This is a genomic window from uncultured Thiodictyon sp. (genome assembly GCF_903946935.1).
GTDB lineage: Bacteria > Pseudomonadota > Gammaproteobacteria > Chromatiales > Chromatiaceae > Thiodictyon.
On sequence record NZ_CAJAXH010000316.1, the window covers coordinates 1 to 13,660 of the forward strand.

Annotated in this window: 11 protein-coding genes and 1 tRNA gene; 5 read left to right on the top strand and 7 right to left on the bottom strand. The window is 65.4% G+C overall.

The genetic code is table 11. The features are described 5' to 3' along the window. Both QZX93_RS26635 and QZX93_RS26640 read right to left on the bottom strand, forming a co-directional pair. Window positions 1-1,711: hypothetical protein (locus QZX93_RS26635; protein WP_295389097.1), on the bottom strand; the 1,711-nt coding region annotated here is incomplete at its 3' end. Between the two features lie 118 nt (window positions 1,712-1,829). Next, a tRNA-Arg gene (locus QZX93_RS26640) sits at window positions 1,830-1,906 on the bottom strand. 301 nt (window positions 1,907-2,207) lie between these two features. Here QZX93_RS26640 and QZX93_RS26645 point away from each other — a divergent pair. Next, window positions 2,208-3,044 (top strand): DUF2092 domain-containing protein, encoded by an 837-nt coding sequence (locus tag QZX93_RS26645; RefSeq protein WP_295389096.1) that lies wholly within the window; start codon window positions 2,208-2,210, stop codon window positions 3,042-3,044. Continuing rightward, window positions 3,041-3,622, top strand: a complete 582-nt coding sequence (locus tag QZX93_RS26650) for a DUF6515 family protein (protein ID WP_295389095.1) — start codon at window positions 3,041-3,043, stop codon at window positions 3,620-3,622. The genes QZX93_RS26645 and QZX93_RS26650 overlap by 4 nt, the downstream gene beginning before the upstream one ends. A 96-nt stretch (window positions 3,623-3,718) precedes the next feature. Here QZX93_RS26650 and QZX93_RS26655 read toward each other — a convergent pair whose 3' ends face one another. Beyond that, a complete protein-coding gene (locus QZX93_RS26655) occupies window positions 3,719-4,645 on the bottom strand; it encodes an alpha/beta fold hydrolase (protein WP_295389094.1) in 927 nt (308 codons plus the stop codon). Window positions 4,646-4,842: 197 nt separating this feature from the next. On the opposite strand from QZX93_RS26655, the gene QZX93_RS26660 reads away from it, so the two are divergent. Both QZX93_RS26660 and QZX93_RS26665 read left to right on the top strand, forming a co-directional pair. Continuing rightward, window positions 4,843-5,619 carry an alpha/beta hydrolase gene (locus QZX93_RS26660; protein WP_295389093.1) on the top strand — a complete coding sequence of 259 codons (777 nt, stop codon included), beginning with the start codon at window positions 4,843-4,845 and terminating at the stop codon, window positions 5,617-5,619. A 69-nt stretch (window positions 5,620-5,688) separates the two neighbouring features. Further along, entirely contained in the window at window positions 5,689-6,303 is a 615-nt protein-coding gene (locus tag QZX93_RS26665; RefSeq protein WP_295389092.1) for an NAD(P)-dependent oxidoreductase, read from the top strand. 89 nt (window positions 6,304-6,392) lie between these two features. On the opposite strand, the gene QZX93_RS26670 is transcribed toward QZX93_RS26665, so the two are convergent. From QZX93_RS26670 to QZX93_RS26685, 4 genes are all read right to left on the bottom strand, one after another. Further along, complete coding sequence (locus QZX93_RS26670) at window positions 6,393-6,563, bottom strand: hypothetical protein (protein WP_295389091.1); 171 nt, start codon at window positions 6,561-6,563, stop codon at window positions 6,393-6,395. Window positions 6,564-6,639: 76 nt separating this feature from the next. Then, complete coding sequence (locus tag QZX93_RS26675; protein ID WP_295389090.1) at window positions 6,640-8,100, bottom strand: FAD-dependent oxidoreductase; 1,461 nt, start codon at window positions 8,098-8,100, stop codon at window positions 6,640-6,642. Between the two features lie 123 nt (window positions 8,101-8,223). Then, window positions 8,224-11,334 carry an efflux RND transporter permease subunit gene (locus QZX93_RS26680; protein ID WP_295389089.1) on the bottom strand — a complete coding sequence of 1,037 codons (3,111 nt, stop codon included), beginning with the start codon at window positions 11,332-11,334 and terminating at the stop codon, window positions 8,224-8,226. A 3-nt stretch (window positions 11,335-11,337) separates the two neighbouring features. Further along, a complete protein-coding gene (locus QZX93_RS26685; protein ID WP_295389088.1) occupies window positions 11,338-12,546 on the bottom strand; it encodes an efflux RND transporter periplasmic adaptor subunit in 1,209 nt (402 codons plus the stop codon). Between the two features lie 578 nt (window positions 12,547-13,124). On the opposite strand from QZX93_RS26685, the gene QZX93_RS26690 reads away from it, so the two are divergent. After that, the gene (locus tag QZX93_RS26690) at window positions 13,125-13,658 is read left to right on the top strand and encodes a flavoprotein (protein WP_295395032.1); all 534 of its coding nucleotides are present in this window, start codon (window positions 13,125-13,127) and stop codon (window positions 13,656-13,658) included. Window positions 13,659-13,660 lie beyond the last annotated feature (2 nt).

Genomic DNA, 13,660 nt, shown 5'->3' on the forward strand with positions numbered 1-13,660 from the left:
ATCCCGCGACACCGTCGCCGCCACCATCCAGCGCCTGGCACGCAACGTCCGCCTGGTGTTCGACTACCTGGGCATGACCGAAAATTCCCGCCGTCGGCGGGGACGGCCAGCCACGGCGGGCTAGAACGGATTTGCCGTGCGCAACGCGCCCGGTGTCCTTGCCCTGCCTCCCTTCATGGTCTACACTCTGTTCAGAGGGCTTTGTTTGGTTGCTGGCGGCACTTGATGCAGGTCCCGTGGAATCCGGGACACCAGCACGGGCAAGGCCCTTGTTCGCTTCCCACCACGCATCAAGCCCCTTGGCCGTGCCCTTGAAGTAGGTCACGACGTTTAGACGTTCCCCCCGGCTTCCGCTCGCGAAGGCCAACACCGCCCCATAACCTGTTCCATTCGACTCCATCCGCCGCACGATGATCCGTGGCGTCCGCGGGTCGCCTTCCACTCGCCCTGGTGCCGCGTCATCAAAACGATTCGTCACAAAAGGTAAACGCGCCCAATCGTTGGACGTCATATCTGGATGGCCTTTCTGTGCATGAACAATATTGCTGGCGACGACCACTTCAATCGCCCGATCAATTGTCAATCCAGTCTTGCGGGATAGCTGCTCTGCCGCATCCTTTCCGATGCGCCCCATCAACAATTTGGGCGGAACGGCGGCACCGCTGAGCACGGCACCGGCATATTTGGCGACGGTTTGGCCGCGCCGGTCTAATTCAACGTCATCTTCGCTCTTGCTCGCTTGCTCCTTTCCGTCCGGACTCTGCGCATCGAACAGCGACTGCCGCCCCCGCGCAGCCAGCTCGTCGGCCGGGCGGTCCGATCCGGTCAGGTTGAAGTCGCCCTGCTGCGCGTCGGTCGCGTCGCGGGCCTTGGCCTGGCGTTCGGCTCGGTCGGCCGCGCGGCGCTCCTGTTCCATGCGGGCCAGGTCGGCGAGGGTTTCTGGGGTAAGGGTAAAGTCTTCTCCTTGGGAGGGCGGATGAGCCCCGACCCATTGCCCGGTGTCGGGGTGGCGGACACCGAGCACCGAGACCGAGCCGTCAGGATGGTCGAGGACGTAATAATCGCGATTGGCGCGCGCGGCGGCGACGGCCTCCGGTTTGGTGTAGGTCACTGATCGACCTGCCGCGAGATGTTCCGCCACCCGGCGATTCGCTCCCGCGGCGACACTCTGGGCCAGTGCGTCGGTCGCGGCGGCGATCTGCTCTGCGGTGCTCTGCTGCGTCGGTGCGGCGGCTACGGGGGCTTGGTCTGGCGCGGTATGCAACCGCTCCAGCTCATGCGCGCGCAAGGCCTCACCGGGGCGCCGATGGGTGCCGCCGCGCAGTCCGGCGCGCTTGGCCCAGGCTTGGCGCTGCGGGGCCTGCATGGCGTTCCAGGCGGCACGGATGGCGGGGGCGGCAGCGGCGGCCTCCTGCGCGACGCGCTCGGCCTCCAAGCGCGCGCCTTGCGCTTCCGCGCCATGGTGCGAAATGATCCGCTCGCCGCGCATGGCCGCTTGTACCGCGTCCAGCAGGACACTGGAGTCATAGCGGCCCTCGGCATTGCGCACCGGGTAACCGTACTGGTCGAGGCGTCCGGCCAGGCCGTCGAAGCTGTCGCCGTCTTTGGTGAAGACGCCGCCGAAGCCTTGCTGCTTGAATGCGGCGGGGTCGATGCCTTGGGACCTGGCCTCCGCGCGGCCGATGCCGCCCAGTTTGGCGATGGCTTTCACCAGGTCGTCTTGTTCCGTCGACCGGCGCCACGCCTGGCCGTGGTCGGCTGAATTTTCGCACACTGTGCGAAACGGCAGCCGCGCAAAGGAGATAAAAAACCGTAAGCATATGATTGTATGGCGCGCCCGACAGGATTCGAACCTGTGACCCCAGCCTTCGGAGGGCTGTACTCTATCCAGCTGAGCTACGGGCGCTTAAAAAGCGGTTTGGGCCCTTGTGTAAGGACCTCGCGGGTCAAAGCGAGGCGGCATCGACAGTGCGAGCAGCCCCAACCGGCAAATAAGGATACAGGGGAAGTGCGGCCACGTCCATGCCAGCGTGGGGTTGCCGATCCCTTGCCCGCCCGAGCGCCACCGGGTTGCTTCGCTGCGCGCGAGCCCCGATCTGCGGCTGAGAGCCGGTTTAGCAACGAGCGGCGGCGCCGATCGGGCGATCCAGACGTTGTTCGGCCCTCGCGCGCTACCGTCAAGACATTGCCGATTGAGGAGGAATTTCATGCGACTGAACACGACCGGCCGGGCGGCCCTGGGGTGCGTGGCGCTGTTGAGTGGTCCGGTGCTGGCCGGCGCGCCCCCCGCGCAGGCCGCGCCGCCCGACCCGAACCAGATCGTAGCGCAGATGTGCGCCTATCTGAAATCGCTCGAGCAGTTCTCCTACCGCGCCGAGGTGACTGACGATCAGGTGTATACCGGGGGCAAGAAACTGCAATTCGCCTTCACCACCGAGAACTTCGTGCAGCGTCCGGATAAGCTGAGGGTGAATGCCGTCGGCGATCTGTTCGATAAACAGTTCTTTTTCGACGGCAAGTCCCTGACCCTGTTCGACGCGGGAGACAAGGTCTACGCCACCGCCACGGTCGCCGGGGACATTGAGGGGGCGCTGGAGAAGGCGGACCGGCAACTGCGGTTCCGGGTCCCGCTCGGCGACCTGAGCAGCCCCAAGCTGTGCGAACACATGGGTAAGGGGCAGAGCCACGCGCTCTATGTCGGACCGAGCAAGGTGGGCGGGGTGGCGACTGACCACCTGGCCTTCGACCGTCCGGACATGCAATTTCAGCTCTGGGTGGCCACCGGCAAGCAACCGCTGCCGCTCAAGATCGTGATCAACCAGAAAACGCTGCCGGCCGCCCCACAGTGGAGCGCGACCTTAAGTGACTGGAAGACGAACCATAAAATCAAACCTGGCGTCTTTGTCTTTAGCCCCCCGGCGGGGGTACAGAAGATCGCGTTCGCACCGCCGCCCGCGCCGGCCAAGCCCCCCGCCGCGCCCCCTGCGGCGACCCCTGACACGACCCCCGCCGCGACCCCTGAAGCGACCGGAGCAAGGCCATGACGACACGCCAATTGAAGATGCTGCGCGGGGCCGTGCTGGTCACCGCGGTGGTCGGTATGGTCGGGGCCGGGCCGCTCGCCCTGGCGCGCGGCTTTGGCGGGGGAGGCTTCGGTGGCGGATTCCATGACGGCGGCGGTTTTCGCGACGACGGGTTCAGCGGCGGCAGTTTCCGCGATAACAGCGCAACCTTCGATGACGGCGGTTTCAACGACGATCGTTTTACCAGCGTCGATGTCAACCGTTACGGGGACAGCGCCGCGGCCGTGCGCGGGCCCGATGGCTCATTCGCCGCACGCGGACCGGGTGGCGATTATGTCGCGCGGGGTCCCGACGGCGGGATGGTGGCAGGCGGGTCGAGCCGCGGCTGGGGTGGCTATTACGGCGATGGCTGGGGCGGCGCGGTGGCGGCGGGGGCCGTGGCCAGACTGGCGGTCGGCGCCATGGTGAGCTCACTGCCGGTTGACGCGGAGCCGATCTATATCGCCGATCAACGCTACTACGTCGCCGACGACATCTATTATCAGCCCTGTTATCAGGGCGCCGTGGTGAATTACTGCGTGGTCGACAACCCGAATTAGCGGGGCGCTGGGGGCGCTGACGCGGCGGCGCCCCCAGCGTTTGACAGCAACCGTAATGGCAAGGTCACGGGGCCGCCGCCCGGTGCCCGGTATCCGTCAGGCCTGGGCGGCCCAGAACTGATCCAACGCGGCCATGGTCTCGGGGAGTTTCTCCCAATGGGGAAGCCCCAGCGTCGGACTGATCCGCTGCACCTGCCAGTTGGCCCGGCCGGGGAGGAAGGGGGCCAGGAGGTCGACATTGATGTTCGGGTCCCGGTCATAGAGGACCAGGGTGGGCTGTTTCACCTTCGCATAGATCCGGTTAACCGCATCCTCGGTGAATAGCTGACCCGCCAGGAAATAGAGCGGGGCGAAACGGGCACCGGGTTGGTGGGTGGTCGCATAGGCATAATCGACCATCGCCGGCGGCACCGAACCGAAAAACGACCGCCGCAGGAAGAAGCGGATGCTGAACTTGGTGGTCAGCAGGCTGTAGGCGCTCTGCCCCAGGGCCGGCACGCTGATCACGCGATGGGTGCGCATCCCCTTCTCACCGCCGGGGATGGTGCGGGTACTAAAGCCAGTGGGTGAAAGCAGCGTCAGTGAATTGACCAACTCCGGCGCCTCGACCGCCACTCGGGCGGCGAATTCGCCGCCCAGCGACAGCGCCACCACGTCCGCGGGCTGCACCGCCACCCGGCGCATAAACTCGATCAGGGCCTTGACATAGACGTCCGGTGTATAGTGGATGTCCGGCCGGTCGGTGAACCCGAAGCCCGGCAGGTCCGGCACCAAGACCGGCCGCTCGGCGCGATAGCGCTCAAATAGCGGCTTCATCTCATAGGCGCTGGGCGCGGCGTTGATGCTATGCACCAACACCAGCGGGCGGCCCTGGCCGGGTCCGGTGCTGTAGTAACTCAATTGCCCGAAATCCGGGACCCGGATACGGGCGCGTTGTGCATCCAGGGCCTCGGGCAGGGCGACACGGCGCGTGGCGCCGCTGGCACCTGGAAAATTCGTTGTTCGATCAGTGCTGAGGTTCATGAGCGACCTGTCGCGATGGCGCGATGAAGGAAAGAGTGTCCGGTCGGGATGGCACCTTCGGGCGTCATCCCGACAGGAGAGTATAGCAACCTCGTTCGGCGAGCGTCGCGGCCCCGGACGCGCGACATGGCGAACGCGGGGACACCCAGCCAGTGGTGGCCGTGAAAAGCCCCGACCGCCCCCATCTTGGATTCACGATGAACGCCCGACTGCACGCCCCGCTGCTCGCCTTCGCCCTCGTCGGTTGCTCCGGACTGGCGCGCGACGGGGCCGCGGTGCCGCGTTGGTCCGGCGTCATGATCGAACGCGGCGTTTTCCGATCGGCGACTGGCTGTTTGCTCGACACCACGCGCTTTCAGCCCCGGCGGCCGCGTACCAGCGACCTGGCGATCCTGGCCCCGGGCTTTCTGCGCGACCAGCGCCAGTTGGCAGGGCTCGCGCTGGCCCTGGCGGGACGCGGCATTCCAGTGGTGACACTAACCTTTTGCAATACCAGCGCCTGGGACGGCCGCCCGATCCGCAACGCGCTGGACATGATGGCGGTCGGCCGCCGACTGGGGGCAACCGCGGTGGTGTATGCCGGTTTCTCGGCCGGGGGACTGGCCGCCCTGATTGCCGGCCGGTTGGACCGACACGCCGTGGGCGTCGTCGCCCTCGATCTGGTGGACGCGCAGGGCCTCGGGGTCGGCATGGCGCGCGCCCTCGACCGGCCGCTGGTCGGTCTTGCTGGGGCGCCGGCCGCGTGCAATGCGTACAACAATGGACTCAAGGTCTTCGCCGTCGCCCCGCGGGCCAGCGTCACGCCCATCCCCTGGGCCAGTCACTGCGACTTCGAGTCGCCCACGGATTGGCTGTGTGAGTCGCTCTGCACCGGTGTGGACCAGGGCTCGGCGGCCCGCCGTCGGACGATCGTCGCGGCCACGGTGACGGCGGTGTCGGACCTCATCGGGCCGCTACCACCCACCGGCCCCTAATTGCGTATTTGCGATCGATTCATCTTAAACCGCCCCCCGGGGCTCAACCAAGAAGGAGCATTGAGAACCATGAATATTGCCCTATTCGGCGCCACCGGCGGCACCGGCGGCCACGTCCTGCGGCAGGCCCTGGAGCAAGGACACCGCGTCCAAGTCCTGGTCCGCGATCCAGCAAAGCTGCCAGCCGACCGTCATGGCGTCACGGTGATCGTCGGTGATTGCCTGGACCAGGCCGCGGTCAATGACTGCGTCCAAGGGACCGATGCAGTCATCTGTATCCTGGGCACCCGCACTGGGGGCCGACCGATCGAGGCGGACGGCACCCGCACGATACTCGCTGCCATGTCGGCCGCTGGGGTGCGGCGGTTGATCGCAGTTACCTCCATGGGGGTCGGTGACAGCGCCGATCAGATGCCGTTCATCTTTAAGGTCTTCATGAAGATCACCCTGAAAAAGGTGATGGCGGCCAAGGAGGAGCAGGAGCAACTGATCCGCGCCAGCACGCTCGACTGGACCATCGTGCGACCGGGCGGTCTGACCGACGGCCCACGCACCGGCACCTATAGCGCGGGGGTAGAGAAGAGCATCCAGGCCCGGCGCGTCTCGCGGGCAGACGTCGCGCAATTCGTGCTTCAACAACTCACCGACGACCGCTTTGTGCGGCAAACCCCGGCCATTTCATAACGCGATGCGTCGCGGCCGGGGCCGCTCCTAGCGGGTAGGAGCGGCCCCGGCCGCGACGCGCCGGCGAATCATCCGACGGTATCTCAGGATCAGTGAGCGGACTTCACCAATAGCTTGAAGATCTTATAATTAATGATCCAGAAGCGAACAAACTGCCAGACCACCGAGGTGCGCATATACCTGACGAAGCGGGTCGGCATCGGCGGATAATAGGCCTGTTGATAGGGCTCGCGGTTCTTTACGATCTTCTTGTCGGTCATGGCATACCTCCACGGGCTGCAACGAACTTAAGGGGTTGGCGGATCGCCGGGATTGAATGGGTCCAAGCGTCGGTCATCAGTCGGGCAGTATCGACCAACCGGGCTTGAGCTTGGCCTGATACATGAAGACGTAGTGCAGAATCCACTTCATCCAATGCCCGGCCAGACCGATCTCGCCAAAGGTCAGGTTCATGTCGCGACCGTATTCGGGATAGGTCTCATAGTCCGGCACCACCGGAAATACGGTCATGGTCGCCGCGGTCCCATTGAAGATGTCGGAACCGGTCGAGGCGACGCAGGCGGCGCCCATCTCGCCCATGGAGGCGGTGTAGACCGGCTCCTTGATCTTGCCCTTCACCAGATCGCGAATATTGGCCGCAACCGCCTTACCGATGGCGGCCGACGGCATCCCGGTACGCGGCGGCGTCGGGCTGATCTGAGTGCCATTCGGGCTCAACATCACCTTACTGATCGGGTGCGGCGGGGCGAAGGCGATACCGACCGCGAAGACGTTCTTATACTTGGGTGTCTGATAGGTCCGCGGCCAGTCGTGCTTGCTCCAGTCCTCATAGGGCTTGGGTTTGTAGTCCGCGTCCACCTTCATGAAACCGTTGGGGGCAAACACCTCGCTGGTGATATCGGCCCCGGCCTTATCGAATGCCTTGAGGCCCACCCCGGCGAACGGCGGGATCAGCATGGCGAAGTCGAAGTCCAGCTCGTGATAGGTCCCGTCCAGGGTCTCATAATGCATCTTGCCGGGCTCGATCTTATTGACCGCCGCGCGGGTGACCCAGCCAATACCGCGCTCCGCCATCAGTGACTCGCCAAACACCTTACCGCTGGTGATATAGCCGCCACGGGTGATATGCACCCCGCCCATCCCGAAATCGCCCAACTCGTATTCATTGCTGATCCAGGTGAGATCGCCCAGCTGACGGACACCCGCCTGACGCAGCTCATGATCGATGTTATAGAGATACTCGAAGGCCGCCCCCTGACAGGTACACATCCCATGGCCGGTGCCGACCACGAAACGGCGCCGCTCGCCCTTCTTCATCGCCTGGATACACGCCTGTAATTGGGCGTTGGCCTCGAGTGCGTGTTCGGGGGTACAGACCGAAACGGTGTAGCCGCCCTCTGGGCCCAGGCCCGGGGTACCGGCAAAGTTGAGCTTGGGGCCGGTGGCATTGACCAGGAAGTCGTAGTCCACGTCCTCGGTTTGGCCGCTGCGGGCCGGATCCGTGAACTCGATCCGCACAAAGGGGCGCTCTTGGCTGGCATCCCCTTCCGGGTGGGTGGAGAGCGCCCGCGCCTGCAGAAATTCAACGCCGGCTTTATGGTAAATCGGCGCGAGCGGAAAGGTCACCTGGTCCACGGTCATCTGACCGCAGCCGACCCATATATTGGACGGGATCCAGTTCCACATGGGCTTGGGCGAGACCACCGTCACCCGATGCTTCTTGCCGAGCCAGAGGCTCAGATAGCGGGCCGTGGTGTGTCCGGACAGGCCGGCGCCGAGTATCACGATGCGTGCCATTATTTTTGATCCCCCTCGCGGTTGATGTTGCCCAGCAACGCTAGCAAGCCGCGGGGAGGCTGTCAAACCTAACCTGGCTTGGTGGTTCAATGACCTTGCGGGTGGCCTCTGGTGCCACCGCCTTTACTCCTTCGGCCCCTCCAACCGGTCGCCCAGTAGTCGCTGCACCACCACATAGAAGACCGGCACGAACAGCACCCCGAGCAGGGTGGCGCCGAGCATCCCGCCCATGACGCCGCTGCCGATGGCGTGGCGGCTGTTGGCACCGGCACCGCTGGAAATGACCAGCGGGGTCACGCCCAGGATGAATGCGATCGAGGTCATGACGATAGGGCGCAGGCGCAGCCGGGCGGCCTCCATGACGGACTCCAGCACGGTGCGCCCGGACTGGTGCATGGTGTTGGCAAATTCGATGATCAGGATGGCATTCTTGGCCGAGAGTCCGATGACCGCGATCAAGCCGACCTTGAAATAGACGTCATTCTCCAGCCCCCGCAACCAGGTGAAGCTCAAGGCCCCCAATACCCCCAGCGGCACCACCAACATCACCGCCGCCGGGATGGACCAGCTCTCATAGAGGGCGGCCAGTGCGAGGAAGACCACCAACAACGACAGCGCGAACAGGATGGGGGCCTGCTTGCCCGAGATGATCTCTTGGAGTGAAGAACCGGACCATTCATAGCCGATACCGGCGGGCAGGTTCTCCTTCACGATCTGCTGCATCGCCATCATGGCCTGGCCGGAGCTGTGACCCGGGGCCGGACCGCCGTTGATCTGGATCGCCTCGAACCCGTTATAGTGGTCGATGGCCGGCGGGGCCAAGGTCCAGTTCGGCCTGACCACCGCGCTCAGGGGTACCATGGCATCCAACCCGCCCTGCCGGCTGGGGATGAAGTAATGGCTCAGGTCCTCCGGACGGCTGCGAAACTGAGCATCCGCCTGTAGCATGACCTTGAGCACCCGCCCTTGATAGTTGAAGTCATTGGCATAGACCGGGGCCAGCATGAGCTGGATGGCGGCATAGATGTCCCCAAGATCGAGCCCCATGGCCTGCGCATGGAGCCGGTCGACGGTGAATTGGAGCTCGGGGCCGTCCTCCAGTTGATTGGGACGAACGCCTGCCAAATCCGGACTCTTGGCCGCCGCCCCCAGTAGGGCATTGCGGGCCTGCAACAACTGCTCATGACCCAGACCGGCGCGGTCCTGCAGCCGGAAGTCGAAACCGCCAAAGCGGCCGAGACCGCGCACCGTGGGCATGTTGACCACGAAGATGCGCGCCCCCTTAATCGACTGGAGCGCACCATTGGCGGCCGGGATGAAGGCCTTGATCTGCTCGGCCGGCTTGGTGCGCAACCCCCAATCCTTGAGTCGGATAAAGCCCAGTCCGACATTTTCGCCCTGACCCACAAAGCTGAATCCAGCCACCATCAGTACCCGGTCCACCGCCGGATTCTTTTGGAGAATCGCCTCCATCTCCTGCAACACGGCACTGGTGCGCTGCATGGTCGCCCCCGGGGGCAACTGGATGATCGCGAAGGCATAGCCCTGGTCCTCCTCCGGCAGAAAGCTCGAGGGTAGTTGGGTGAAGAGGAAACCGGCCAGTGCCAGCAAGGCGAAGAAAGCGACCATCCAGCGAGGCGTGTGCCGGACGGCCTGGGCGATCCGCCGCAGATAGGCCCCGGCGAGCGCGTTGTAGCCCCGGTTGAAGCCACGCAGGAACCAGTTCGGCTCATGGACCGGCCGCAGCAAGGTGGCGCAGAGGGCCGGGGTGAAAGTCAGTGCCATGAGCGCGGAGATCGCCATGGAAATGACGATGGTGAGTGAGAATTGGCGGTAGATGACCCCGACGCTGCCGCCTACCAGGGCCATGGGGATGAAGACCGCCGCCAGTACCAGGGTCATGGCGATGACCGCCCCGGTGATCTGGTCCATACCCTTGCGCGCTGCCTCTTTCGGCGAGAGCCCCTCCTCGGTCATGAGGCGCTCCACGTTCTCCACCACCACGATGGCATCGTCCACCACCAGGCCAATGGCCAACACCAGTGCGAACAGGCTCAACACATTAATCGAGAAGCCAAACAGGAACATCCCGGCGAAGGCGCCGGTGAGTGCAACCGGCACCACCAGGGTCGGAATGAGGGTGGCGCGCAGGTTTTGCAGGAACAGCAGGATGACAAAGAAGACCAGGACCACCGCCTCGCCCAAGGTCTTGACCACCTCCTGGATAGAGATGCGCACAAACTGGGTGCTGTCATAGGGGCTGATCCAGGACACACCGGCGGGCAGGTAGCGCATCAGCTCGTCCATCTTGGACTGCACCGCCGCGGCCACCTCCAGTGCATTGGCCTCCGGGGCGAGCTGGATGGCAAAGCCGGCCACCGGGTCTTGACCTAAGTGAACGTCGCGGCCGAATGACTCGGCCCCCAGGGCGATCCGCGCAACATCCTTTAATTGCACATGACTGCCGTCCGGGTTGGCGCGCAGGATGATATCGCCGAACTCATCCGTACTCGTGAAGCGGCTGGCGGCGGCCACCGAGGCGGTGAAGCCCTGACCGGGCAGCGCCGGCATGGAGCCGATGGCACCGGCAGCCACCTGGATATTCTGGGCGCGCACCGCCGCCAGGGTCTCGGCGGCGCTGAGCCCAAAACCACGAAGTTTGTCAGGGTCGAGCCAGATACGCATAGCATAGCCGGAACCGAACTGGGTCGCCCCGCCCACCCCGGGCAGGCGGCGGATGGGGTCCAAGACCTGGGCGGCGATCAGGTTGTCGAGTGCGTTGCTGTCGATGGCTGGGTCGCTGGAGCGCAGGGCCACCACCATCAGGAAGTCGGCGTTGGCCTTGGCCACCACCATCCCGTTTTGCACCACCTCCCGGGGCAGGCGCGGCTCGGCGATGCTCAGACGATTCTGGACCTGGACCTGGGCGATATCCGGGTTGGTGCCGGTCTGGAAGGTCAGCGTCACCTGGGCCTGGCCGACACCGCGGGAGACCGATTCGAAATAGAGCAGATTGTCCACGCCGGTCAATTGCTGCTCGATGACCGAGGTGACGGTCTTCTCCATGACCTCGGCGCTCGCCCCCGGATAGGAGGCGGTGATGCTGATCTGTGGCGGGGCGATCGGCGGATAGGCCGATACCGGCAGGTTGAGCGCGGCGACACCGCCGGCCAGGGTGATCAGGATGGCAATGACCCAGGCGAAAATGGGTCGGTCGATGAAAAAACGTGGCATGAGCTATTTCGATCCCTGCGCGGCCGGCGCTGCGGCGTCGGCCTTGGGCTTGTCGGAACCGGCCACCGGGACTCCAGCAGGCCCCGCCGCGATCCGCGCCTGGTCCCCCGGCTTGACCTTCTGGAGCCCGGCGACGATCACCTGCTCGCCATCCTTGATGTCACCGGTGAGGATCCACTCCTTGGGGGTCATACCGCGACTGACGACCCGGCGCTGGGCAACCTTACCGGTGCCGTCCACCACCATTAGATAGGCCCCCTGGGTGTCCCGGGCCAGGGCCGGCTGGGGCAGCAGGAAGGCCTGATCCACTGTGCCCACGGTGAGGCGCAGGGTGACGAACATCCCGGGCAATAGGACCTTGTCTGGATTGGGCAGGGTGGCGCGGAGCGACACCGCGCCGGTGTTCGGGTCCACCGCCAGGTCGGAGAAGTCCAGGGTCCCGGTGCGGGCATAAGGGGTGCCGTCCGGCAACATTACCTCGACTTGGGGCTCGCTACCGCCCTTGGACCCGGGCGCTGCGGCCTTACGCAGGTCCGCGAGTTCGGCAAGCGACTGGCTGAAGTTGACATAGAGCGGGTCGATCCGCTCGATCGTGGTCAGCAGGGTCGCCTCGCCCTGCCCCACCAAGGTGCCCTCGGTCACCAGTGCGCGACCGGCACGACCGGCAATGGGGGCGGTGACCGTCGCATAGCCCAGATCCAGTCGGGAAGTCTCCAGGTTGGCGCGCGCCTGCTTGACCGCGGCGGCGGTGGTACGCTCAGTCGCCAGGGCGTTGTCGAGGTCTTGTTGCGAGGTCGTCTTCTTTTCCCGCAACTCCACATAACGCTTGGCGATCAGCGCGGCGTTGGTGGCATCCGCCTCGGCCCGGACCAGGGCCGCGTCCTGCGCATTGACCTGGGCCTGCAAGCGGGCCGGGTCGATGCGAAACAGGACTTGGCCCGGCTTGACGTCGGTGCCCTCGGTGTAGACCCGCTCCAACAGGACCCCCGCGACCCGCGCCCTGACCTGCGCCACGCGGGTCGCGGCCAGGCGGCCCACCAACTGCCGGGTGAGCGGTACGGATTGGGCATGGGCCACCACCACCGACACCTCCGGGGGGGGCTTGCCGGCCCCCGGACCGGCGGCCGGGCTCGACCCGGCCGGCTTGTCGCAACCGCCCACCAGGGCAATGCCGATCAAGAGCGCGATCCCGCGCGAAACGATGGACTTCATGGAGCAAACCCCGGACTCAAGGGCGGCGCGCCCCTGGCTGATGACTGAAACGGCCCGCGGGGAGGCGCCGTGGCGAGCGGCATCCGCTCCCTGGGGGCGGGCCCGCGGCAGGCGCGGGCAAGACCAAGTCGCCTATTCTGCCACTGTCGCGACCCGCGCGTCTGGAACCTCGACCATCGTGTGGCCGGTGGCCCGCACCTGCGGAGCGATGGTTTGGCACCGGGCCGGGCGACGCACCGCCTCCGCAATGACGCGCCGCTGGCGTTCAGCCCAGTGGCCCGACCACCGACCCCAACAGGAGCACCGCACTCGCCGCTAGCGTAATCAGAGGAGTTGGGGGTCGATGCGGGTGTGGATGTCCATGGGTTGCTTGGTGCCTCATTGATCAGCGTGACGCCCAGGAATGAACGCAAATGCGCGGCCAGGCGTCATCAGGGACGGCCAGCGCTGCGGCGGGCACACTATCAGACATTTGCTAGACTGTGTGGGACAAGGAAGGTGCGAAGGCGTCTGGACCGGGGGTCCCGCCGGACATCGGGCCCCCAACGCCACCTCCATCGCAGAGCCAAGGCCGCACCATGAAACACCATTATCCCATGCGGTTCGCATGGGCACTGACCGGTTCAGGCCATTATCTTCAGGAATGCATAGGAATACTGGAGTCACACCCCGATGTGGACCTGTTTCTCAGCCGTGCCGCCGTCGAGGTACTCGCCATGTACGGCGTCGACCTGAAGCGATTGGGCAAACGCCTCCCCTGCTACCACGACACCGCCGCCAGCGCCCCCGCGGTCGGCCGCCTCTATCAGGGCGTCTACTCCCGGTTGGTGATCGCGCCGGCCACCGCCAACACCGTCGCCAAGATGGTTTGCGGGGTCTCGGACACCCTGGTGACCAACCTCTACGCCCAGGCCGGCAAGTGCCGGGTCCCGAGTATCGTCTTCGCCTGCGATACCGCACCGGCCTTGGAGACCGCCGCCCCCGGCGGCCCGGTCATGGTCTATCCGCGCCGGATCGACCTGGCGAACGTGGAGCGCCTGCGCGGCTACGAGTACACGACCGTGGTGGACAGCATCGCGGCCCTGGTGGCCGCCCTGGCGACGCCCCCATGAGG

Bases quoted from the DNA above. Each gene is read 5' to 3' on its own strand.
- QZX93_RS26660 (WP_295389093.1), top strand. From the start codon at position 4,843: ATGAACGCCCGACTGCACGCCCCGCTGCTCGCCTTCGCCCTCGTCGGT.
- QZX93_RS26665 (WP_295389092.1), top strand. From the start codon at position 5,689: ATGAATATTGCCCTATTCGGCGCCACCGGCGGCACCGGCGGCCACGTC.
- QZX93_RS26655 (WP_295389094.1), bottom strand. From the start codon at position 4,645: ATGAACCTCAGCACTGATCGAACAACGAATTTTCCAGGTGCCAGCGGC.
- QZX93_RS26685 (WP_295389088.1), bottom strand. From the start codon at position 12,546: ATGAAGTCCATCGTTTCGCGCGGGATCGCGCTCTTGATCGGCATTGCC.
- QZX93_RS26670 (WP_295389091.1), bottom strand. From the start codon at position 6,563: ATGACCGACAAGAAGATCGTAAAGAACCGCGAGCCCTATCAACAGGCC.
- QZX93_RS26650 (WP_295389095.1), top strand. From the start codon at position 3,041: ATGACGACACGCCAATTGAAGATGCTGCGCGGGGCCGTGCTGGTCACC.
- QZX93_RS26645 (WP_295389096.1), top strand. From the start codon at position 2,208: ATGCGACTGAACACGACCGGCCGGGCGGCCCTGGGGTGCGTGGCGCTG.
- QZX93_RS26675 (WP_295389090.1), bottom strand. From the start codon at position 8,100: ATGGCACGCATCGTGATACTCGGCGCCGGCCTGTCCGGACACACCACG.
- QZX93_RS26680 (WP_295389089.1), bottom strand. From the start codon at position 11,334: ATGCCACGTTTTTTCATCGACCGACCCATTTTCGCCTGGGTCATTGCC.
- QZX93_RS26690 (WP_295395032.1), top strand. From the start codon at position 13,125: ATGAAACACCATTATCCCATGCGGTTCGCATGGGCACTGACCGGTTCA.